Here is a 23,625-nt window from a genome sequence, read left to right as displayed (position 1 = left end):
GCTTGAAATTCATTGGATCGGCAGCCTGCTCTGTGAGCCCACTCACAACTTCTTCACAAAGCCGGAACAGAGCAAAAAATGGGAACGGTTTAAACAAAGGCTGGCAAGCCGCAGCTTGCCCCCTCGGTATACTCAGGACGAAGCCAATCTGAATGAGTGAGCAACAATGAAAACAATAGAAATCGCCTCTGACAGTTACGTAAAGGTCAGCGTTCGGGAAAAAATAGGTTATGGATTCGGCGATCTGGCCTCCAACCTGTCATTTGGGTTTGTCTCCCTGTTCTTACTGTTTTTCTACACCAATATTTATGGCATTACCGCGGTTCAGGCGAGTTTGATCTTTGTGATTGCCCGTGTGCTGGATGCGGTATTTAACATTTTTGTCGGTTACTTTATCGATAAAACCCATACCCGCTACGGCAAGCTGCGCCCTTATCTGTTATTTGGCGCGGTGCCGCTGGGGATCTTGACGATCCTGTGCTTCAGCACTTTCGACAGCGACTTCAAGTTTTACTACGCACTGATTTCCTACACTATCTACTGCCTGGCCTACACTGCGGTGAATACCCCCTATTCTGCCATGACCAATATGCTGACTCAGCATGAAGGTTCGCGGGCTTCGCTGTCGGTCTACCGTTTTGTCTTTGCGATTGTCGGTTACCTGATTGTTTCCACCAGCGCTGATTTATTGATTTCACAGTTTACCGACCAGAAAATGGGTTATGTTTTTGCCGTCAGTTGTTTCAGTCTGCTGGCCACTTTCTTCTTTCTGGCCTGCTTTGGTATGACTAAAGAACGGGTCATCAGCTTGCCGGACCAGAAGCCGCCAACGCTGAAAGAGATGATCACCGCAGTGTCCGGTAATCTGCCGTTAATCAACCTCTCGCTCTTCACCGTGTTCTTCTATATCGCCTATACGGTATGGATGGCCATTGCGATTTACTTCATCAAATACTCCCTGGGCGATGAAGCCTTTACCGCCAAATTCTTCGCCATTCAATCTGCGGCCTACGTGGCAGGCACTGTGGTGTCAGAAAAGCTCATCAGCATGATGGGTAAAAAGAAGATGGTGCAACTGGGGTTACTGATCGGGATTGCTGGCGTGATGTTCCAGTATTTCCTGGCGGGTGATAACAGCTACCTGATAATGACCGGCGTTTGTCTGTTCAGCATCACCTTGGGGATGGGATTTGTCGCGATGTGGTCGATGATTGCCGACACCGTAGAGTTTGCCGAATGGAAACATGGCGTGCGCACCGAAGGGGCTATTTACGGCTTCTTTAACTTTATCACCAAGATTGCCATGGCGATTGGCGGCGGCTGCGCCGGAATGATGCTGGACTACTTTGATTACTCTTCCGACCTGATCAGCGTCAACGCGTTAAACGGCATCAATCTGATGATGACCCTGTTCCCTGGCCTGATGTTTGCTCTGGGGATGGTGTTTATTTTCTTCTACACCCTGGATGAGAACACTTACCGCAATATCATCAAAGACATTGAATCGCGCAAGCTCAACGCGCTGTAACACTGCAGGTAATTAAGATGAAAAAAGATTTCCAAGCCATAATTGCGGCCATGACCGCCGAAGAGAAAGTTGCCCTGCTCAGCGGCAGTGGCCTGTGGCGCACGACCAGCTTCCCGCAGCATGGTATAGACGATATCGTCATGACGGATGGCACCTATGGCGTCCGCTACAGCACCAGCCAGATTGAACAAGGGGAAAACTGGAACATTACCGATTTTCTCGCAGTGATTGGTCAAAGTGCCGGCGAGGTAGAGCAGGAACAACAGAAAGGCGGTTCCGAGGCGCTGTTCAGCAAATCCAAACCGGCAACCTGCTTCCCCAATGGTTCCACCCTGGCCTGTAGCTGGGACCGCGAGTTGGTGTACCAAATGGGCGCAGCTCTGGCCGAAGAGTGCCAGGAAATGGGCGTAGGTATTCTGCTCGGGCCTGGCATCAATATTCGCCGCACTCCTTTGGCTGGCCGTGGATATGAGTATTACTCGGAAGATCCGGTCGTCAGTGGTGATATCGCTGCCGCGTTGATCAACGGCCTGCAAGACGGTGGCGTCGGTGCCAGCCTGAAGCATTTTGCCGCCAATAATTCGGAATTTCGGCGGACCGAAATGGATTCGGTAGTTGAGGAACGGGCGCTGCGTGAGATTTACCTCGCCGGTTTCAGACGCGCTATCGATAAATCCAATCCCTGGACGATAATGTCCTCTTATAACCGTCTCAATGGCGTGCAGACCTCGCAAGATCCCTGGTTGCTGACCGAAGTGTTACGTAATGAATGGCAATATGATGGGCTGGTGATGTCGGATTGGTATGGCATCAAGGATCGCCCAGCGTCCTTACTGGCGGGAAACGATCTGGCGATGCCGGAAACCCAACACGACAAGCAGGAACTGTTACAGGCCAACAACCGGGGTGAAATTCCGTCAGATATTATGGATACCGCCTGCCTGCGTATGCTGACCCTGCTCGATAAAGTGCAGCAACACCGTAAACCGGGCACCAAGGCAGATTACCAACAGCACCACCAGTTGGCGCAGCGGCTGGCCGCAGAATCCATTGTTCTGCTAAAAAACGAGGACGATATTCTGCCCTTGCTGCCAGGCAGACAACGTACCGTCGCGGTGCTGGGTAAACCGGCGCAGGAACCGGTGATCCAAGGCTCAGGCTGTGCGACTACCGTGCCTTATATGCTCGATCGCCCACTTGATGAGATTTTTGAGGTTGCTGGCAACGATTTCAATATCGAATATGCCATTGGTACACCGGAAGATAACGTTATTGATGAACAAGCTCAGGCGCAGGCGGTGGAAGTGGCGAAAAAAGCCGACGTTGCCGTGGTGTTCGTCAGTACCGCTATTGGGGAGGACGGTGAAAATGGCGATCGCAAAGATTTGAATATCTTGCCCAGTCACGAAGCATTGATCCGCGCCGTAGCCAGGCAGCAACCTAACCTGGTAGTGGTGCTGGCCAACAGTGATGCGGTGGTGATGCCTTGGCTATCCGACAGCAAGGCCCTGCTGGAAACCTTCTTTGCTGGCCAAGGCATGGGGCGTGCGGTAGCGGATATTCTGTTTGGCCGGGCCAACCCTTGTGGCAAGCTGACGGTGACTGTGCCAAATACGTTGGAAGAGACACCGGCCTGGCTCAGCTACCCAGGAGAAAACCTGCGTCATCATTATAATGAGGGGCTGTTTGTTGGTTATCGCTATTACGACCGGCGCAAGCTCACGCCGCAATTCCCGTTTGGTTTTGGTCTGAGCTATACCACGTTCAGCTATGCCAATCTGACAACATCGGTCGCACAGCTTGAAGACGGTAATGCATTAACCGTCAGTGTTGAGGTCACCAACAGCGGTAAAATGGCCGGTAAAGAAGTGGTTCAGCTCTATATTTCTGCACCGGCTGGCGAACTGGCGCGTGAGGTGCGGGCCTTGAAAGCCTTTGCCAAGGTCTATCTTGAGGTGGGCGAAACCAAAACCCTGAGCATGGTGCTTAACTGGCAGGATTTTGCCTGTTTCCATCCGGGTGTTGCTGATTGGGTGGTGGACGCCGGTGAGTATCAACTGCACATTGCGCGTTCTTCGCGAGATACGGCGCTCAGCACGGTGATTAATCTCTGTGCCACGCCTTATTATCCGCCGCTGCAAGCCGATAACTCGTTACAGCAGCTAATCAACAACCCGCCAGCGTTTGATCGAGTGGTGAAATTACTGGTCAGCAAAAACAGCTTGCCTGAAACTTTGGTAAGGGAAAAACTGATTACGATTGCCCCCGATCTGTTTTGCGGCTTGTTTATCGCCTTGACGGAGTTCCTGGCCATCGATATTACGCGGCAGGAGTTGGCGGCAGCCTTGCAAGGCCCTCAGGGGTAGGTTATCTCTCCTTTTGGGATGAGGGCCGGGGTGAGGGTTTTTGGCATTGTGGCAAAGTGCTCTTCCCTCATCCTAACCCAAGCCAAGGGCACCTATTTCTTAACTGGCGAGGTAAGCCGATGTTTCCTTTTTCAGTCACCCAGCAGCCAAGGCTTAAATCGCAGCGGCAAGCAACCGCGCCGATCCATGCGGGCAGTGGCTATGAACTGATCTCCTTTGATGCTGAAAAACTGAACGTGTTTGCCGCCGAGGTCTATTACTGTGAACCTCATTGGCACTCGGCTCCCGAGTTAATCTGCATCCTGTCAGGGGAGTTTTCCGTTACTCTGGGCCACGCCACCTCGCTGGTTACTGCTGGCAGCATGTTATATATCAACCCGGATGAAATTCACTCGTTAGAGGCCCGCAGCCCGCATAGCCAACTGCTGACGATCCAGTTCGCCCCCAACCTGTTTGATGAAATTCACCCGGCACCGCAGATGGATTATGCCCTGAACGCCAGCCAAGCGGATCGCAGCGTTGATCGGCAGATCAGAAACAGCGTACTGGCCCTGGTGGAACATCTGGTGGATGCCCAACCCTCGTTTACCCGCATAGCCCTGGCTTACCAACTGTTGGGAGCGCTTGCTGCGGCAGGAGAAAACCAGGCGGATCGGCAGCAGATGACCGTCAGAAAGAAAGATCAGCAATGGGTCAAATACGGCATTGAGTATATTAATCAGCATTTTGATGACGAACTCAATCTGACCACCATTGCCGAAAACGCCGGGGCCAGCTATCACCACTTCTCGCGCACCTTCAAGAAGATCAGCGGCTATAACTTTAAAGAATACCTGACCATGATCAGGATTAATAAAGCCAAACAGTTGTTGAAAGACACCAATATTCCCATTACCGACATCAGCTATGCCTGTGGTTTCAGCGGTCATAAGCAACTGATTTTCGCCTTCAACAAATACTGCCGCATGACCCCGACAGAATTCAGAAAGAACTATCTCACCGCCATCAATTCTGCGGCTGAAATGCAAATCATGACCGATTTTCGCTGCCTGCCTCTGGATCAGCAGATCGTCAAACGCCTGCAGAGTTTCAACTCCCCCTCCCATGAAGCCATTTTGCCCAAGGTTCCATTTATTCGCGTAATAATGAAAATAATCATTGCGATATAGCCCCGCCGACTATACTTACCGCAGTAGCTACCACAGGTGTCGCAATTCCGGGATGTGAAATTCGGGCAATCATTTTGTCTTAACTGTCTGTGGAGTGCATATGGCCAATGTTGCAAAACCCCTCGCCCTATAAAAGCCCCCAGCTATCTGGATGCCATCTTCCCGGTATTCACGTTGATCTTGCTGGTTGGTTCTTCCGTGGCTCTGTTTGGCCTTGATGCGGTAAATGGCCCGCTGCAGGTGGCGATCATTCTCAGCACCATGGTCACTGCGGTGATCGTCTTGAAAAACGGCCACAGCTGGGAAGCGGTTTCCGAATCTGGTCGTAAAGGGATCTCCACCGTCTCCGGGGCAATTTTTATTCTTTTTTCCGTTGGGGCATTGATCGGTACCTGGAATATGTCCGGCACCATTCCTACCATGGTGTATTACGGCATTATCATGATCACGCCGAACTGGTTTTATCCCATTGCCTTTCTGGTGTGCGCCGGGGTGTCTTTGAGTATCGGCAGCTCATGGACTACCGCAGGGACACTGGGCGTCGGCCTGGTCGGGTTGGCCAATATGCTTGGCATATCACCGGAAATCACGGCGGGCGCGGTAATTTCTGGCGCTTATGTGGGGGATAAAATTTCACCGCTGTCTGAAAGCACCGTGCTGGCCGCCCAATTAAATGGCGTTGAGCTGTACAAGCATATCCGCACTCAACTCTGGACGACCGTGCCGGCAGCGATCCTCGCCCTGTTCGCGTTTATTCTGTTAGGGCTTAACCAGCACAGCGCTTTTGACTCGACCATCACCAATAATGAGCTGACCCGTTTTAACGAGTTATTCCACATTACGCCGTGGAATCTGTTACCTCTGGTTTTTCTCTTGGTGTTATCGGTGTGCAAGGTTCCAGCATCACTGGCCATCATGTGTTCCGCGATATTAGCGGGTGCCATGACCTCTTTTATGCAACCGCAGGTTATTGACCGTTTTATTGCCGAACCGGATATGGCCACACCGCTGCAGGCTATTAAAGCGGTATGGGTGGCAATGGCGACCGGTTTTCAGGAAAATTCAGGCATTGCACAGATTGACGCCCTGCTTTCCCGTGGCGGGATGGACAGCATGTTACTGACCATCTGGTTGATCATTGGGGCGGTGACGTTTGGCATTATGGTGGATGATTTTGGTTTGCTTAACAAACTGGTGACACCACTATTGTTGCGTGCCAGAACCGTGGGCCGCCTTTTTACCTCCGTGGTGGCCACTGCCATCGGGCTTAACATCGCTGCAGGCGATCAGTATATCGCGCTGCTGCTGCCGACCCGTCTGTACCGGGCCGAATTCGCCAAGCGGGGATTAGCCCCAGAGAACCTTTCCCGTATCGTTTCTGACGCCGGTATTGTCACCTCGCCGCTGATCCCCTGGAACTCTTGCGGTGCTTATATGGCAGCGGTACTGGGGGTTTCAACCATGGCTTACATGCCGTTTGCGGTGTTTAACATTGCTGCGCCGTTGATCACGCTGGCGCTGGGGATAACAGGTTTTAACATTCGCCACATCCCCATTGCCACGGAGTTAAAAGGAAATGATCCTGGCGGTAAACCGGTTCAGTAATAACAGCCGGCAAACCAGGACCGAGGCAATAAACACCAGGACCAGCAAAGTGAACTTTAACGTAGCATCATTGAAGTCATACAGCGTGGTAATAAAATAGAACACGCTGTAGTGAACGATATAGACGCCAACCATCGCCGGGCTGATAAATTCCACAGCCCCGGTGATCAGGCGATTTTTGATATTGATATTGTCAAACAGAATAAACAGCGCCAGGCTCATTGCCAGCAGGTGCAGATGCTCTAAAACAAACCAACCGGCAACGCTGATTTGCGTGTGGGTTGATAAATAGCGTTCATAGAAATACATGGATACCCCGATGGGGATCACCAGGATTTTGGCCGCCAGAAGTACGCTGGCTTTTTTGGTAAACTGGCGGCCAGGAGCCTCCCCTAGCACATGGCCGAAAATGTAATACCCCCCATATCCAGATAAACGAATAACTGGAGATAAACAAGGGATCATCTTTGGCATCCAGCGGGCTGAAAATGTCCAGTACGGCGATAATGGCAACCAACCCAATGAACACCGAAGCGGTTATCTTTAAATGTTGAATGCCTTTAAGGATGATCGGGTAGATCAAATAAATGACCCCCATACTGACCAATATTCCATTCTGTAAAATATAACCTTGCTGAATGTATTGGGTTTTGATCAGGGAAAGAACGATATTCCAAAAAATCATTATCATGATAATGGATTTTATTTTTATGATAATCTCCATCCGGGACAGTTTCTCCACTTCATCCATATAGCCAATAATTATGAAAAACAATGGCTTGGCTATTATTGAAACAAAGTAAAGCACACTCATACTATTGGCATTAAGAAAGCACTCATAGGCACACATCTGGCTGGTTGAGAAGAAGGTTACGGCCGCAAAGCAACTCAAGCTTTTTAAAGCATGTTGGCTGACATTTTGAATCATTGTGCTACCACCCTTCGTCGAGCCAAATGGCATTCAGATTACTGTTTTTTATATAAATAACCTTACTACACTAACCGGGACTCTACAATATGAAATCTTTACGCTTCAGTTGGAGGGGAATGTATTATCATTGAATATTATTATATTTTTAGTGACAGGCTAACGTCGGTTAACTACCCTACTTGTTATTAGGCCACCCTTGCTTTAACACTCGATTTGTTAGTGTATTGAATTAAAACAAAAAAACATCTTCCTGCCTGGTCTCGTGGCCATTAAGATGACACTCCCCCAATCTTCCCCCTCAAAATTCGCGGCATAAAATTTATTTTTACTAAATTAAAGTGTTGTATTTCGAGAAAATTCTTATCCGTGGTTTTTTATTCTAGTTAGCAAGAGTGTTTTGCCACATAAAAAATCAACCGTGCTGATAATGATAACAAAATTTTTTTAACGACAGGAAAAATCCGGGGTTATAGCTATGATCTAATCGTCAGTGTACGGCTAGCGTTATCCTTTAAAAACAAACTTAATTGACTCGGTGTCAGTAAGGAAAACCATGACGAGCTCAACAACGAATAAATTGTCCCTATGGTCGCTCACCGCTTTGGTGGTGGGCTCCATGATAGGTGCCGGGATATTTTCCTTGCCGGCTACCTTTGGACGTGCAACGGGAGGGTTTGGCGCCATCATCGCCTGGTGTATTGCAGGCGGTGGCATGTTAATGCTGGCTTTTGTATTCCAGACTCTGGCTCAACGAAAACCCGACCTCGACTCTGGCGTTTTTATCTATGCCAAAGCCGGGTTTGGTGATTATCTCGGGTTTGCCTCTGCACTCGGGTTCTGGGCTGGGACCTGTATTGGTAACGTTTCTTATTTTGTGTTGATCAAATCCACATTGGGAGCCTTCTTCCCCATCTTTGGTGATGGCAACACCATTCCGGCGGTGCTGGTGGCCTCGGTCATCTTGTGGGGGTTCCATATTCTGGTGCTGCGCGGGGTGAAAAGTGCCGCGACCATCAACACCATTGCCACCATCGCTAAAATCCTGCCGATCATCATCTTTGTCATCGTGCTGATCTTCGCCTTCAAGAGCGACGTGTTCATGCTCAACTTCTGGGGTACGCCAGAGGCAGCCTCATTAGCCAGCGTAGGTGATTTATCCCATCTTAATGATTACGGCTATGTAGGCCATGCGGCAGCCGCCATCGTGCCAACCGCAGAGCCTGAATCGCTGTTCAGTCAGGTGCGCAGCACCATGTTGGTGACGGTATTCGTGTTCCTGGGGATTGAAGGCGCCAGCGTTTATTCCCGCTATGCCAAAGAACGCAGCCACGTAGGGATTGCTACGGTGCTGGGTTTTATCGGGGTGCTGTGCCTGTTAGTGCTGATCACCATGCTCTCTTACGGTGTGCTGCTACGTCCTGATCTGGCCGCGCTGCGCCAACCTTCCATGGCCGGGGTGTTGGAAGCCATCGTCGGGCGCTGGGGGGCTATCTTTATCAGCGTGGGGTTAATCGTTTCGGTATTGGGGGCTTATCTCTCCTGGTCATTGCTGGCGGCAGAAGTGCTGTTTTCCGCCGCGAAGAGCAAGAGTATGCCCAAGGTGTTTGCCACCGAAAACAGCAACGCCGTGCCCTCTTCAGCCGTTTGGCTGACCAACGTCACCATTCAGGTGTTTTTGATCCTGACGCTGTTCAGTGATTACGCTTTCCAACTGGCGCTTGAGTTAACCAGTTCGCTGACGCTGATCCCGTATCTGTTGGTAGGGGCTTATGGGCTGAAACTGGCCTGGACTGGGGAAACCTACGAAACCGATAAAACCGACCACAAAAAGGATCTGATATTCGCCATTATCGCCACCTTCTACGCCCTGCTGATGCTGTACGCCGGGGGTATGAAATATCTGCTGCTCTCCGCCATTATCTATGGCCCAGGTACGCTGTTGTACATTATGGCTAAACGTGAACAGCAGGCAAAACTGTTCACCCCGGCTGAAATGGTGCTCTTTGTAATCGTTATGGTCGCTGCAATTGTTGCAATTTACAGTATTGCAACGGGCGTTATCACAATCTGATCGAGGCAAGTCATTATGTCGACTAAAAAAAGGCACAGACCAAGTTTGGTGTTCATTCTGAAGTAGGGAAATTGCATAAAGTGATGGTGTGCGCCCCTGGCAAGGCGCATAACCGGCTGACACCAAGTAATTGTGATGAGTTGCTGTTTGATGACGTGTTGTGGGTTGAGCGCGCCAAACGTGACCATTTTGACTTTATGACCAAAATGCGTGAACGTGGCGTGGATGTGGTTGAGATGCACAACCTGCTGGCCGAAACCCTGGCATTGCCGGAAGCCAGAAAGTGGATCCTGGATCAACAGATTGTGCCTAATGAAGTGTCGTTGGGGATCCTGAATGAAACCCGCAGCTTCCTTGACGGGTTAACCCCGCGAGTGCTGGCCGAAGTACTGATTGGCGGCCTCTCGACCACCGAACTGGCGAAGGAAGGCTATGCCGATCACGAAGAACTGAAGCTGATCCGCGAAGCGGTGGGCATCACCGAATATCTGCTGCCGCCACTGCCAAACACCTTGTATACCCGTGATACCACCTGCTGGATCTATGGCGGCGTGACGCTTAACCCGCTGTACTGGCCAGCCCGCCATGAAGAAACCATTCTGACAACCGCCATCTACAAATTCCACCCAGACTTTGGCTCTGCCAATGTCAACGTCTGGTGGGGGATCCGACCGTGCACCACGGCACCGCCACGCTGGAAGGCGGTGATGTGATGCCGATTGGCAATAAAACGGTGCTGATCGGTATGAGTGAGCGCACTTCGCACCAGGCGATCACCCAGTTGGCCGCTGCGCTGTTTGCCAACAAGCAATCCGGGGTTGAACGGGTCATGATCGCGGCCATGCCAAAACTGCGTGCTGCCATGCATCTGGATACGGTGTTTACCTTCTGCGATCGTGACGTTGTCACTCTCTATCCGGCAATCGTCGACCAGATCAAAACCTTCTCACTGCGTCCAGATGACGGCCCAACCGGGATGAAACTGAGCCGTGATAAAGGCACCTTTGTAGAAGCGATCGCCGGAGCTTTGAACCTGAAGAAACTGCGGGTAGTGGAAACCGAAGGCAATGATTACGATACCGAACGCCAGCAATGGGACAGCGGCAACAACATGGTCGCGCTGTCTCCAGGAGTGGTACTGGCCTACGATCGCAACACCAAAACCAATACCCAACTGCGTAAAGAAGGCGTTGAGGTGATTGAGATTGTCGGGAGTGAGCTGGGCCGTGGACGCGGCGGCGGCCACTGTATGACCTGCCCGATTATCCGCGATGCCATCGATTACTAACCCTTAACCAGTATGCCGGCCGGATAAAGTTGATTTATCCGGCTTTTTTTGACTTTTTAATCCGGTACATAATGGCATCCCCGGCGGCGAGCAATTCATCCAGCTTATGGGGCGTAGCAGGATCGAACTCGACTATGCCAAAAGAAAATGCCAGTTCGTAAGGGGTGATCTGCGAAGCGTTATGTTCATTCACCCGCACTTGCAGGGCATCAATTTCCTTCTCTGCTTCACTTTTTATCCTGCCACTCATCAGCGCGACAAATTCATCGCCACCCAGACGGGCAATAGCATCAAAACCACCGAAAGTGCGTTTCATCAGTTCGGCAAAGTAGACCAGCGCCCTGTCTCCTTCCCCGTGGCCATAACTGTCGTTAATCATTTTGAATTTATCGAGGTCGATAAACACCAGGCTGGCATTAACCCCTTTCGTTTGACAGTAATGCAGCGTGTGGTTGGCCAGGCAGCTAAAGCCACGCCGGTTGGAGATTTGCGTCAGTTCGTCCGAGGTGGAAGCTTGGAAAGACCTGAGTTCATCCTCGACCATCGAAGCCAGGTCGCGCAATGCGACCGCATCGTCGGCATCAAAACCCCGGGGTTTATCGTCGATCAGGCATAAGGTACCCATTTTAAGCGTATCGGAATAGCTCAGTGGGCAACCGACATAAAAACGGATGTGCGGCGAATCTTTTACCAAAGGGTTATCTGCGAAGCGCTCATCCTCAAGCGTGTCGGGAATGAGCAGGATATCATTCCCGAGGATTGCATGGCCGCAGAGCGAAATATCCCTCGGCGTTTCCTTTGCTCCTTCTAGCCCACAGTTGGATTTAAACCATTGACGGTTTTCGTCAACCAGGCTTACCAGCGCGATCGGCACGCCAAACAGTCTCCTGGCCATGCGTGTCACCCGGTCAAAACGCTCTTCTGGCAGGGTGTCCAACAGATTCAGAGAACGCAGTGCCTGCAAGCGCATTACTTCATTATCAGGCATCTCTGGGGTTTTCATTTCTACGTCTACTCCGATTAAAGTACAAACTAAGTATAGGTCTTGAAAGCAAAACACCGCATTGCAGAATAATCATGTTCGCCAATGCTGGCAATGCGATGCATAAAACAGAGTTCACTTTACCCCCGTTTTCCCTGCTTTAACTGCCGGGGTCGCCACTTAGACTAGCCGTTTAGGTTAAAAGCAGGGTATCTGGCGTGGCAAAACCCTTTTTACGCAGTGGCAGTTTAGATGACGTTCTTACATTGGGCGAGAATGGACAACCCGTCTTTGCCGTAGCGTTGCAATTACGCGAAGCGCTGCATTTGCAGCAGCAACAGGCGGCGGCCGATTGCCTGGCGATCCCGGTCCCCAACGAACAAGGTGACCGTATTGACTGGTACGCGCCCGTTGCTGGTCAGGTGACGTCGTGGCATGCGGCGGATGAGACGGCACGAACCGCCGCTTTACACCAGTTGGAACGTTTTCAGGCCACCGCCCGCGCCATCAGCTTACGTGCCCGTAATAGCGGTAAATCCAGCCAGCAACGCTTTGCCGCCTTGCTGACCAAGGCAATGCAGTTCCCGGATCAAAATGCGGTGTTTTTGGTGGCTGGCAAGCCGGTGCTGACCTGCTGGGGATTTGTGAAAGCAGACGGTAAAACCCGTACCGACCCACTCGATTGCCTGCGCCCACCAGATTACCCTGCCGAACCCACCGCTCTACCAGAGGTTGAGGTTACCCTGGCGCCGGTAGCGCCCGTTGCCGCTCCCGCGCAAATAGCGCCCGTTGTGGAGAAACAACCACGGCGCCCCGGGTGGCCACTGCCTGTCTTAGCCGTTCTGGCTGCGCTGATCGGGGGGTTATCTATTCCCAATCTAAAACTGAATCCCCACCGCCGCCGGAAACCATCGTTGCCCCGGTCAAGCTGGAGGTAAAACCGATGCGCCCTCTGGTGGGTATGCATTTACCATTAAACCCCGCAGAGGTTCTCCCTCCGCCGGTCGTCACCCCTGCCGTAGTCGATAAGCTGGCGCTGACGCTGCCCGCCGAGTCGGTAAGAATCGGCTCCACGGCTTTTCTTAATGGCAAATGGCGAGCCACTCTGGCAGTCGAAGACCCGCTGACCGGTAAATTGCCAAGCCTCGTGTACCAAATCAAAAATGGCAAAGGCACTGCAAGCATCACTCAAGGTGACAAGGTCACTTGCCGGGTAGCCGTCAGCGCCGGATTGATGCAATCCGGTAATCTGGTGATCAACAGCCGCACCAAAGCACGCTGCAGCGACGGTTCCCGCTATCAAATGCCTGAACTGGTGTGCAGGCAAGGTGACGCTGGTGCCGCAGACTGTACCGGGCGTTATGGCAGTGAAACCGTATTCCCTATGACGATTAAGCGCGAGAGTAAATAATGTTGGCGACCACAACGGAATATCCACAGCGCGTCCGGCTGATCCCGAACAGCGGGATCAATTTCTGGACTTTGCCCTGACCCCGGAGCTCGATACCGAACGACCAGGCAAGTTTGTACGCCAGACGGCCAACGGCCCGTTATTGCGCCTGGAATATAATCAGAGCAGGGATAAATACTTCCTGCCGGTGGCTCCAGGGGAACCGCCGGAAATGGTGCGTCCTGAATTCAGTTTTCCATTGGATCAATCGCTGCGTTTGCTGAACCAGCTCTGGCTGCCGTTGCCGTTTTTACGCTTCAACCCGCCCCGCAGTTTCTTGCCGGGCCCGGATAACTGGGCGCGTGTGCGAATCTGCCTGCTGGAACAGCCTGACCCGCAAGGGCATAGCGTGCGGATAACCTTGGCCTTTGATACCAAGGTTTATCCACCGGGGCACGAAAGTGCATCTCTGGCCCCCAGCCAGCAGGACATTGCTACCGGATTGAGCTTCGCGCTGGCGCACCAGAGCCAGGATCTGGGGGATTTTCTGGATGCTACCTGGGTGGACGGCTGGCTGCGGGAGGTATTTACCCAGCAGGCAACGGTTCTGGAGCAGCGTCCGGAACGCAATATCAAAGCCTCACTGCGTGAATTTGAGTATCAAGCCCATTACCTGAATCTGTTGCACCTATTGGCGACACAGTTGGCTATGCCCGAAATCGACCTCGGCGATGATGCGTTGCAGGAACCGGTGTCGGTGGATCTGATCCTGGACGTCGGCAACTCTCACACCTGCGGGGTGCTGGTAGAAGATCACCCAGCGGAGCGCAATGGCCTGAAATACAGCTATGAGCTGCAGATGCGCGATCTCAGCGAGCCGCATTATCTGCACAGCGGGCTGTTTTCCAGCCGCCTGGAGTTCGCTCAGGCCAGGTTTGGCAAGTCGAACTATTCCTTCGAAAGTGGTCGTGATGACGCCTTCCAGTGGCCTTCCATCACCCGCGTAGGTAACGAGGCCTGCCGCCTGGCCCAACAACGGCAGGGGGATAGCGGTTCTACCGGCCTCTCCAGCCCCAGGCGTTATCTTTGGGACGAAGAGAGTTACGCGCCGGGTTGGCGCTTCAACCGTATGGCAGAGCACAGCCAGCTGGAGCCGCCCGCCACCGCCGCTCCGCTGGCACAACTGCTCAATGATGAAGGCCAGCTATTAGACAATTTACTGCCGGAAGAACGGTTACCTGCCTTTTCCGCCCATTACAGCCGCAGCTCGCTGATGGCCCTGATGCTGTCTGAACTTTTGGCCCAGGCGCTGATGCAGATTAACAGCGCAGCACAGCGGTTAGCCATGCGAAACAGCGCGGCACCTCGTCATTTGCGCAATATCATTCTCACCCTGCCTTCTGCCATGCCGGTACCAGAACGTGAAATTTTCCGCCAGCGGATGCATGAGGCGATCGCTTTGGTGTGGAAAGCCCAGTGCTGGCCTGAAGCAGAACGCCCGCTGCCCGTTGTCCAGATGGAGTGGGATGAGGCTACCTGCGGCCAAATGGTCTATCTGTATAACGAAATACAGGTGAACTTTGCCGGTGATGCCGGAGCATTCTTTTGCGCTATGGCTCGGCCTGATAATGCCCCCTTGGCCAACGAACCACAGAGCACCTTGCGGATAGCCTCGGTGGATATTGGCGGAGGCACCACCGATCTGGCTATCACCCAATACAGTCTGGAAGAGACCGCCGGAAATAACACCAAGGTCACGCCCCATCTGCTGTTCCGTGAAGGGTTCAAGGTGGCCGGAGATGACATTCTGCTGGATGTGATCCGCCTGTATGTGCTGCCAGCGCTGGAAGGAGAGATGAAGCGTGCAGGCGTAGCCGAGCCTGCCGTCTTGATGGCCAGCCTGTTTGGCCAGCAAGAGATATCGGCCGTGCAACAACAAGTGACACTGCAACTTTTTATGCCGATCGCCCAGGCGATCCTTGAGCGGTATGAAACCTTTACCCCGCTGCAATCACGCAGTGAGATCGACGCCGAGTTTGCTGAATTGCTGGCACAACCGCCAACCGATAACGTGTTGAAGTCTATCAATGCGCAAGTCCAACGCCAGTTGCCAGCAGAGGCGTTAGCCTTTGACGTCTTGCGGGTGCGGCTGATCCTGCGCCTGAGCCAGTTGCATGCCGATTTTCTCGCCCCACGTATCGCCATCACCCGCAATCTGCGTCTGTTAACGGAAGTGATCGCCATGCATAACTGCGACGTGTTGTTGCTGACTGGCCGCCCTTCACGTTTTCCGGGCATACAAGCCCTGTTCCGCCAACTGCAACCGGTGCCGATCAACCGTATTGTTGCGCTGGATGGTTACCACACCAGCGGTTGGTATCCGTTTAGCCAGCAAGGGCGCATCGGCAACCCAAAATCTACCGCGGCTGTCGGTGCCATGTTATGTCTGTTAGCCCTGGAACTACGGCTGCCAGGGGTGTATTTCAAAGCGGCCGATTTTCGCCCTTATTCCACCGTGCGTTATCTGGGGCGCCTGGGTGAGGATAACCGTCTGCCCAGCAACCAGGTTTATTATGCCGATCTCGATCTGGATACGCCGGACGCCGGTCTGGACAGCAGCATCAGCTTTGCCCTCAACGGCTCAATGTGCCTGGGATTTCGCCAGTTGAATAATGAACACTGGCCAGCCGCCCCGCTGTTTACCTTGACCATTACCGATCCACAACTGGCCCGCAGGCTGGCTGGCGATAACCTGTTGCACGTCAAGCTTGCTCCACTGCCCGAGTCACCGGCTCGATGGCAGATAGCCGCCGCCGAGCTTGAAGATGGCAGCCCGGTGCCCACCGATCAGGTGCAGCTTAAATTGAATACATTAGCCGACAGTGCCTCTGGCGCCACTCATTACTGGATCGATAGCGGGAGCGTTTTTGCATGAAGTCAGCCAGCAAACCTATTTCGCCGGCAATCCAACGCTTGCCGTTACTCAATGCCGGAATTAATCAGGCATTGGGCTGGGTTGAAGACACTCAGCAGCAGACGCCCCGCTTTGCGCTGGAAGCCCAAACGGTCATGCTCAACCTGCGCCGCTGCCGGATCCAGCTCAACCACCTGGCATCTGCCACCGCCAAAAACGGCGCATTGGGCTTTTATGGCCGATCCCCGGCGGCAAAAATGCATTTGATCACCGCGTTGGCTGCCGCCGAACCGGGCTATCTGACTACCGTTTTCGCCGGTAAAACGCTGGATTTCCTTAGCCATATCCGGTCACAACAGGCCGCAGGCGTGGCTATTCGTTTCAGCCACCGCATAACGCCACAGGAAGCAGACTACCCGGTTCAATTGACCTTGCTGACGGAAGCTGAATTAGTGCGCCTGCTGGCGAGGGCCGGTAATGCACCACAGCCAATTGAAAAAGCGCAAATTGGCGAAATCATCGATACATTGGTCAAACTGCGCCAGTCACAGGCGGTAGCGGGTATCAGCGCAGAAGATGTGATCGCCATTTGGGACAGCCTCCGCGCAGAAACAGGCGCTGTGCAACAAACCTGGGACAGCGAATACTGGCCCCAGGCGCTGTCCCTCGCCCCCTATCTGGCCGTTGACGAGCGAGCACGCCTGTTTTCTCCCTTGTGGGGTAATGACCCTGCCTTGATCGAATGCTATCGCCGTCTCGCTTACCGGTTGCAGCAACTGGGCGGTTCGCGGCGCGTTATGGCTCCCCTCACCGTGCTGACGGATGAAATCCAGCAACCTGCCAATGCGCTGCTGGCACTCAATACCTCACAAGAACGGGTCCAGATCAGGTTGCAGAACGGCGACCTGATGCCAATCACCCTGGCCGAGTTGAGTTTGTTGACGGCCGAACTGTTGATCCCGTTGCAGGGCATTCCTGCGCATAGCGGCTTTACGCACATTGATTTGCTCGATTTGCCCGCCTTTGAGGCAGAAAACGCGAGCTTGCCACTGCCAAGCCAACGCCTCCAGCAGGCCAAAAGTCTGGTTTTACTGCAACGCTACACGGAACAACGGGCCATGCAGGCCTTAATCGTCTGCAATGCGGCAACCTGCCGTGAAGAGGCGGCGGCGGTAGGCCCGGCGCTGGATTATTGGGCGCAACAGCATCGCGGAAAAGGCCCAGGACTGATTTGGGCATTTACCCCGCATGACCAACGCTCAACCGCGCAATACGATCAAGCCGTGCAGCGTTATGTAGGCGAGCCTGGCGAGGTTTGGGGAACGCTGTTGGCCAGGGATGAAGACGATATCCGGCGTATGGCCGATTACCTGGCTACTGCGGTGAAGGGCAACCCACGCGAGCAATTATTAGCACAACAGTTCAACCAGCTTGAACAGGATTTACTGGCAAACCGGCTTGGCCGCTGGTTGGAACCGGCAGATAACGATAAAGCGCAAATTGCCAAAGACACGGTAAAGGCACTGCAAGCCCGCACCAGCGTACATGGGGAGTTGCTGGAACATTTGTTACCTGCCCGCCATGCGTTGCAGCAACTTTATTGGCAACAGCAGCAGTTGAAACCAAAAAATGACGATCCGTTGGCGATCGACCTGGATCTGTTTGATGATGAACAGGATCGGCCCTTGTCGGTTGAGGGCAGCGCCAACTTTGTTCTGCAGGTTCAGCGGTTATGGATCACTCAATTGCGTGGTCTGGACAACAATTGTGCATTGCTGAGCCTGTTGGCGGTTGAACCTGCTACGCTGGCAACCTTGGCCGATGAGCTGATTACCGCCAGTTTTCGCCTGGATCTCTGGCAGCGGCTAGGGGTCGCCTTGGCGGAGACTGACCACCAGGCCAACCATCGGAGCAACCTTATTGAGCGCCAGATCGCCAGCACTTTAACGCTGTTGGGGGATTTTATTGCCTGGCTTGGTTTTCAATCCCTGCCCTTGGAACAACGGCCAGAAAGCCGCATCAATCGCGGCCATAAAATCTTCACCAAGCCGACTCAACAGGCAGATGCCCGTTTGACGCAGCTCCCCAGTGAACCGGTGAACAACACTGCGCTCTACATCTATGACTGGCTGGTGGGGTTACATACGTTGATCGGCGAAAATGCCGGTTACGGTGGTGCGCAAACGCTGAATGAACGGCAACGCGCAGAGTTGGGGCGGATTGTTCAGGGGATGCGTTAAGCAGGCATTCAGGCAGAGGGTTAAGCCCTCATCCTTTCCTTTTGGGAGAGGATGAGGGGAAATCAGGCCTGATTAAAAGCGGTCGATCTGCACCACTTCATCCACCGGCAGTTTACCAATACGCGGATAAGGCTGGCTGATGCCAATACCTATCGCCACCATCAAGGCTATCTGGTAGTGCTCCGGCTTGTTGATGATCTTGCCAACGGCGTCAAAATCAAAACCGTCCATCGGGCAGGAGTCATAGCCTTGGGCCTTGGCCGCCAGCATCAGGGTTTGGGCAAAGATACCGCTGCTGCGCATCACTTCATCACGCTGTACCTGCGCTTTACCACGATAATATTGGTCGATAGCCGGATACATATATTGCTGCACCGGTTCTGCCGCTTCACCCCAGATGTTTTTTACCTGCGATTCCCAACTGGACAGGTCACCGCAAAGGACGACCAGCATAGAGGCATCAGTCACCTGGGCTTGGCCCCATGCCGCTTCACGTATCATTTCACGCTGTGCACGATCTTCGATCAACAGCGGGCGCCAGTGTTGCAGGTTAAATGCGCTGGGTGCGTTTTGCAGGGCAATATTGAGTAACGCCTTCTTCTCATCCAACGTCATCACATGTTGTGCATCAAACAGCTTGGTTGCACGGCGTTGTTGAATCGCGTCTAAAGTATTCATGGCTATCCTTATCAAGTCATTGAGCGTCGAGACTATTGTCGCGATTTCACCAGCCTTGTCTATAGCCGTCGCCTGTCGAGCCGCAGCGTTGTTACCTGCACTCACGACCCCGGCCACTGACTTAAGCCAGCGCCAGGGGAATAAGTGAGCCGGGTGCCTCGAGCATAGGCATTGCAATGGGGCTCCGTAGCGCCCCATCCAATACCATGATTAGCGTATGACCTTGGCGTAATTATCGGCATGAACCTTGTAACGCTTGCGCATCTCCAACGCATCACTGAAATTGCTGTAAAGCGTCTGGTAACGTTCCGCGCAATAGACTGCCAGGAGCGGTAACAGTGCGCAGAGATAGAGTGGGATAAAATGCGGGGTTAAGCGTAATGCCTCAAAAATCAGGCAGATTACGATACTCCACACCAGGGTCGCCAATAGCCAGATCAGGCAGCGGCGCAGGCGTGTCAGTTTGCCGGTAAACGACCAGGGCGCAAAAGGTGCGGAATCGGTATTCAGTGCCCCGTTCAGTAACTCGCCAAACACCACATAGCGCCGTGAGCGGCTGGCAAAAGCAAACATAAACAGCATCACCACCCCCATCAGGATCATAAACGCGATAACAAACGCCGGGTCCGCATATCCGGCGGCCAGACTGAACTCGGGTTTACGGGCAATGGGCAGCACCAGAGCAAAGTTGATCAATAGGCTCAGCAGCAGATCTTCAACAACACACCCCGGTAACCGGCGCAAGCGGGGGCGATAGACTTCCGGTTCGCTATGCGTTTTTAATGCCAACAAGATATTGAACGTAATAGATTTATCCAACTGGCGTAACATCAATAGCGGCAAAATCACCACGCCAAGCAGTGCAATCAGGGCATAGCGCCAACTCGGGCCACACAGCCATATCAGGCAACTGAGTAAAATAACCAGGCACAGCGTCAGTAAAGAGGCCCAAAACGGCCGGTACAACACCTTGGTCCAGCCTCCGAGTGTGCGTTGCATATAGCTGGCAATCACCTCCGGGGTTTCAAAAATACGCATCGTATAGATGCTGTACGTCCAATAACCCCGGCCATCGCGCATCATGCTCCAGACGATGGAAAGACAAATTGCGCCCAACCCGGCGATGATCTCTGGCAAAGAGATATCAATGACGTTGCGGATCAACGACGAAGTCAGAATGCCAGAGACCAGCACCACCGGGATCACAGCAGCCCGCATGTATTTTTTGCTGAAAGTACTAAATCTTGGGATCATACTGGGCCTTACCCCGCCTGCTGAATATTGCTGCCAGCGATCTGGTAATAATGCTGGATATGGTAACCCTCGGCGTCTGCATAATGTTCTGCCAACAGGTGGCTGAGGATTTTCTTGTTGCTGATCTCCAGATAGCGGCGATGCCCCATCTGTGCCCAGAGATCCATGCTTTCACGCCAGCGGACGGTGTTGATAAGATGCAACGCCAGATTCTCTTTAATCTGCGCCACGCCATATTCAGCCTGGCCGCTGCTGTTCATGATCACCGGGCAAACCGGTGAAGAGAATGGCAGATCGGCCAGCGCCAGGCGCATCTGCGCCACTCCCTCATTCATCAACGGCGTATGCCAGGCGCCATTGACGCCCAACTTGATGGTATTTACCCCATTGCGCGCCAGATGATTGATCAGGTTTTTGACCGCACTCAATTCACCGCCAACCACCTGCTGCTGGTGCCCGTTATCGCAACAGACGTTCAGCACATCTCCCTGCCCCTGGTTGTCGATCAGTTCGCGCAGGGCGTCATTGGTGTAAGGCTTGACTACATACATTGCCCCTTTGCGCTGTTCAGCCAGGTTCTGCATGATGGTGGCGCGCAACGTAATGGCGCGGAACAGGGTTTCCAAATCCATCACCCCTGCGGCATACAGCGCGGTGTATTCCCCAGCGCTGTGCCCGGCATAGCCGGTTTCCAGCAAAGGTGCGCGTTCACGCAATGAGGTCAACATGGCGGCGTTTACGGTCGTGACGGCCAACTGTTGATAGACGGTTTTAGTCAGGCGTGTCATCGGCCCTTTCTGGCACAACTTGCGCACGTCCAGCCCGGAAACATCACTCGCGCAGTCCCATACTGCCTTGGTCCCAGGGGAGATATCGCAAACATCGCTCCCCATGCCGATCATCGGGGAGCCCTGCCCTGGGAAAATCATCATCCAGCCATCCGCTACGTTAACAGCGGCCCGCGTATTACCAATTGATTCGCATACCTGCATAGATATTTCCTTTTTCGCCGAAGGTGCCAAATTCACTCTCTTTACTGCCAAAACTGGCCGCGACGCCGCTATAAACCTCAATATTGTTTTTGAGAGGCGTACTCAGGTGCAGATTCAGCACGCTACTGCCATCCACCAGGTTGGCCATGCCGGATACCGACCAGTCGATGCTGCCGACCTGTTCTTTATTGGTGCGGGTATAGAGGGTGAGGTAGTGTTTGCCGAGCAAGTTACCAGCACGCCCGGTGTTATCGGTTTCTGCCGCCATCATGCGGGAATATTGCTGATAGCCATTGCGTATCTCCGTAGCTAACGAAGGCGGTAATGGCGGCAATGATTTGGTGTAGCCGCCATTGACGAAGCGGATGGTGTCGAAGTTATCCTGCCATTCGCTGCGGCTGTAACCCTGGCTCTGGCCGTAATATTCCGCACCGTATTCGGTTTGATCGTCGGTGGTGTAACGCAGGCCAACGCCAATGTCCCCTTGCGCACCATTGGAACGTATGTTGTAAGCTTCCTGCTCAGTGCGGAACTGGCGTGTATTACGTGTGGCGGCCGTGTCCAGATGGCGCCAGGTCTGCCCGTGAGACAGCGAGCCCTCAACGCTGAGGATCAGCTTGTCCGTCAGGTTGCCGCTGGTGCCCATCGCCAGCGTTTTCTGGCTGCCGGTCAACAGTGAAAACGTGGGGTTGAAGGCTTTTAAGCCGGTCGCCGTATAGCTGGCGTAATATCTGTCGGTGCTGTTGGTTCGCAAGACTGCATCCCACTCCGAGGCGGCTTCCTGGCGCTGATCGTTACGCTTCAGGCGCGGGAAAGCCGCCAAAGTGTAAGTACCTTCGTTGCGGTACAACGAACTGCTGATACCATAAGCGCCTTCGTCGTAGAAATTACGCCAGCGATCCCCCAGGCCGAATACCCGCACGCTTCGCATATTGCCGCTGACATTGCGCAGCAGGTCAAGCGGCGCCACAGAAAACAGATAGCCGCTGGTTTTGCGTATCTTGCCCAGATCAATATACCAACTTTCACTGGCTGCCCAACTGGCAGTGGCTTCGTTGATGATGCCCACGCCCTGGTGGCGTTTATCCTCCAGGGCTCCCGGCTGATGTGCCTGAAGAGCATATTGCCCGCTGGCCTGCGCCTTGAGGCTGAGAGTATCAGTCAAGGTGCATCGCCCAACGCTGGAAAGGTACAGGTTGGCGATGGTGTTGTTACGAAATGCAGGATCGTCAAACTGCCACAAAGAGTCTGAAGTGTGGGAAGAGATCCCCTCAATACCTGCATAACCGCGTTGGATCAGGCAATCCGCTGCCCAACTGGCACCACTGTAGGTGCCAGCCAGCAACAGTATGCCGGTAAAGTGAAGCCGCTTGGCTGCTATCATCCGTTCAGCCTCAGCAGATATTCTTTCTGGAAGTTACTTTCCGGCAACGATTCCAACCTGACGTTGCTGTAACGCATGGTGGTGTAGTTATCTTTGCGCAGTGCGTCTTCTACCACGATGGTGGTTGGGCGCATCTGCCCCAGCACCTGCTGATAGTCGCGATAATAGGAGCGTTTGATTAACACCCCATCCGCAGAAAGGAAGTCGGCCTGGCGCGGGAACCCGGTGTCTTTTTCCACCAGGTAGCTGATTGCCGGATAAGTCACATAAGGCCAGCGGCGCTGCAACGAAAGCTTGTAACAGACCTTTTCGCCGCAGGCCTCTTCGCCAACCAGCGTGGAGATATAGGAGTAGTCAAAATCTGCCGCTACCACGTCGCCATTGGACACCTGGCCCATCAGGCGCTGTTGGCGCGATATCGGGATCGGGCGTCGCAAATCCGGGGCGTAATACCACATTTTATCCAGATCAGAGAGCAAGGCTTTGCCTTTGTCCCGCGCCGGGGAAACAAAGCGTACCAGCGCCTTGGCGTCCCCTTTTTCCACCTGTTCGGAAGGCTTATAGAAACGCATGGAGACATCCAGCACCTGCTGGTTTTCGGTTATGTCCCGCCCTCCTTTGTGTTCAACCAGCGTCAGTTGATAACGGAAAGGCTGATCGGGAGCCCGCACACGGTCGGCACGGCGGATAATCTCGCGGGCATGCTGATCTTCCTGGGTCAGGCTGTTGAGTTTATCGCGATCCAGCGAGATGGGCGGATGATCTTCTGCATGCGCCAGCCCCGACAGGGCCAGTACGATCAGGTATCCAACTATTTGACGTTTCATCTGTGC

The 23,625-nt window shown here is 53.3% G+C and carries 16 protein-coding genes and 2 pseudogenes; 10 read left to right on the top strand and 8 right to left on the bottom strand.

What is annotated here, in order from left to right:
- The first annotated feature begins 166 nt into the window (after positions 1–166).
- The 4 genes from ACQ86O_RS19285 to ACQ86O_RS19270 all read left to right on the top strand — a co-directional run bounded on the left by ACQ86O_RS19285 (position 167) and on the right by ACQ86O_RS19270 (position 6,668).
- The gene (locus tag ACQ86O_RS19285) at positions 167–1,528 is read left to right on the top strand and encodes an MFS transporter (RefSeq protein WP_431222447.1); all 1,362 of its coding nucleotides are present in this window, start codon (positions 167–169) and stop codon (positions 1,526–1,528) included.
- A 17-nt stretch (positions 1,529–1,545) separates the two neighbouring features.
- Entirely contained in the window at positions 1,546–3,894 is a 2,349-nt protein-coding gene (locus ACQ86O_RS19280; protein WP_431222446.1) for a beta-glucosidase family protein, read from the top strand.
- 119 nt (positions 3,895–4,013) lie between these two features.
- A complete protein-coding gene (locus ACQ86O_RS19275) occupies positions 4,014–5,063 on the top strand; it encodes an AraC family transcriptional regulator (RefSeq protein ID WP_431222445.1) in 1,050 nt (349 codons plus the stop codon).
- A gap of 36 nt (positions 5,064–5,099) precedes the next feature.
- On the top strand, positions 5,100–6,668 hold the full coding sequence (locus ACQ86O_RS19270; protein WP_431222444.1) for a Na+/H+ antiporter NhaC family protein: 1,569 nt from the start codon (positions 5,100–5,102) through the stop codon (positions 6,666–6,668).
- Here ACQ86O_RS19270 and ACQ86O_RS19265 read toward each other — a convergent pair.
- Together ACQ86O_RS19265 and ACQ86O_RS19260 are read right to left on the bottom strand one after the other, a co-directional pair.
- Complete coding sequence (locus ACQ86O_RS19265; protein WP_431225777.1) at positions 6,630–7,067, bottom strand: acyltransferase family protein; 438 nt, start codon at positions 7,065–7,067, stop codon at positions 6,630–6,632. The genes ACQ86O_RS19270 and ACQ86O_RS19265 overlap by 39 nt on opposite strands.
- On the bottom strand, positions 6,964–7,596 hold the full coding sequence (locus ACQ86O_RS19260; protein ID WP_431225843.1) for a hypothetical protein: 633 nt from the start codon (positions 7,594–7,596) through the stop codon (positions 6,964–6,966). The genes ACQ86O_RS19265 and ACQ86O_RS19260 overlap by 104 nt, the downstream gene beginning before the upstream one ends.
- A gap of 556 nt (positions 7,597–8,152) precedes the next feature.
- On the opposite strand from ACQ86O_RS19260, the gene ACQ86O_RS19255 reads away from it, so the two are divergent.
- The gene (locus ACQ86O_RS19255) at positions 8,153–9,670 is read left to right on the top strand and encodes an amino acid permease (RefSeq protein ID WP_431222443.1); all 1,518 of its coding nucleotides are present in this window, start codon (positions 8,153–8,155) and stop codon (positions 9,668–9,670) included.
- Positions 9,671–9,753: 83 nt separating this feature from the next.
- A pseudogene (locus tag ACQ86O_RS19250) lies at positions 9,754–10,958 on the top strand (arginine deiminase).
- Positions 10,959–10,992: 34 nt separating this feature from the next.
- Here ACQ86O_RS19250 and ACQ86O_RS19245 read toward each other — a convergent pair.
- Positions 10,993–11,961, bottom strand: coding sequence for a sensor domain-containing diguanylate cyclase (locus ACQ86O_RS19245; RefSeq protein WP_431222442.1), 969 nt, complete (start codon positions 11,959–11,961; stop codon positions 10,993–10,995).
- Between the two features lie 197 nt (positions 11,962–12,158).
- Here ACQ86O_RS19245 and ACQ86O_RS19240 point away from each other — a divergent pair, with 197 nt between their 5' ends.
- The 4 genes and pseudogenes from ACQ86O_RS19240 to ACQ86O_RS19225 all read left to right on the top strand — a co-directional run bounded on the left by ACQ86O_RS19240 (position 12,159) and on the right by ACQ86O_RS19225 (position 18,484).
- Positions 12,159–12,878 carry an SrfA family protein gene (locus ACQ86O_RS19240; protein ID WP_431222441.1) on the top strand — a complete coding sequence of 240 codons (720 nt, stop codon included), beginning with the start codon at positions 12,159–12,161 and terminating at the stop codon, positions 12,876–12,878.
- Positions 12,806–13,351 (top strand): SrfA family protein, encoded by a 546-nt coding sequence (locus tag ACQ86O_RS19235; RefSeq protein ID WP_431225776.1) that lies wholly within the window; start codon positions 12,806–12,808, stop codon positions 13,349–13,351. Before ACQ86O_RS19240 ends, ACQ86O_RS19235 begins: the two co-directional genes overlap by 73 nt.
- Positions 13,351–16,265, top strand: a pseudogene (locus ACQ86O_RS19230) (virulence factor SrfB). The gene ACQ86O_RS19235 and the pseudogene ACQ86O_RS19230 overlap by 1 nt, the downstream one beginning before the upstream one ends.
- Positions 16,262–18,484 (top strand): virulence factor SrfC family protein, encoded by a 2,223-nt coding sequence (locus tag ACQ86O_RS19225; protein ID WP_431222440.1) that lies wholly within the window; start codon positions 16,262–16,264, stop codon positions 18,482–18,484. Before ACQ86O_RS19230 ends, ACQ86O_RS19225 begins: the two are co-directional and overlap by 4 nt.
- A 72-nt stretch (positions 18,485–18,556) precedes the next feature.
- Here the strand turns inward: ACQ86O_RS19225 and ACQ86O_RS19220 are convergent, their stop codons facing one another.
- From ACQ86O_RS19220 to ACQ86O_RS19200, 5 genes are all read right to left on the bottom strand, one after another.
- Positions 18,557–19,162 carry a nitroreductase family protein gene (locus ACQ86O_RS19220; protein ID WP_431222439.1) on the bottom strand — a complete coding sequence of 202 codons (606 nt, stop codon included), beginning with the start codon at positions 19,160–19,162 and terminating at the stop codon, positions 18,557–18,559.
- A 210-nt stretch (positions 19,163–19,372) separates the two neighbouring features.
- Positions 19,373–20,380 carry a hypothetical protein gene (locus ACQ86O_RS19215; protein ID WP_431222438.1) on the bottom strand — a complete coding sequence of 336 codons (1,008 nt, stop codon included), beginning with the start codon at positions 20,378–20,380 and terminating at the stop codon, positions 19,373–19,375.
- A 44-nt stretch (positions 20,381–20,424) separates the two neighbouring features.
- On the bottom strand, positions 20,425–21,408 hold the full coding sequence (locus tag ACQ86O_RS19210; RefSeq protein WP_431222437.1) for an ACP S-malonyltransferase: 984 nt from the start codon (positions 21,406–21,408) through the stop codon (positions 20,425–20,427).
- A complete protein-coding gene (locus tag ACQ86O_RS19205) occupies positions 21,383–22,792 on the bottom strand; it encodes a hypothetical protein (RefSeq protein ID WP_431222436.1) in 1,410 nt (469 codons plus the stop codon). The genes ACQ86O_RS19210 and ACQ86O_RS19205 overlap by 26 nt, the downstream gene beginning before the upstream one ends.
- Positions 22,789–23,619, bottom strand: a complete 831-nt coding sequence (locus tag ACQ86O_RS19200; protein ID WP_431222435.1) for an outer membrane lipoprotein-sorting protein — start codon at positions 23,617–23,619, stop codon at positions 22,789–22,791. The genes ACQ86O_RS19205 and ACQ86O_RS19200 overlap by 4 nt, the downstream gene beginning before the upstream one ends.
- Positions 23,620–23,625 lie beyond the last annotated feature (6 nt).

Source organism: Serratia sp. L9, assembly GCF_050632285.1.
GTDB lineage: Bacteria > Pseudomonadota > Gammaproteobacteria > Enterobacterales > Enterobacteriaceae > Chania.
Note: the sequence above shows the minus strand (reverse complement) of the source record. Positions and strands in the feature narration are given on the sequence as shown.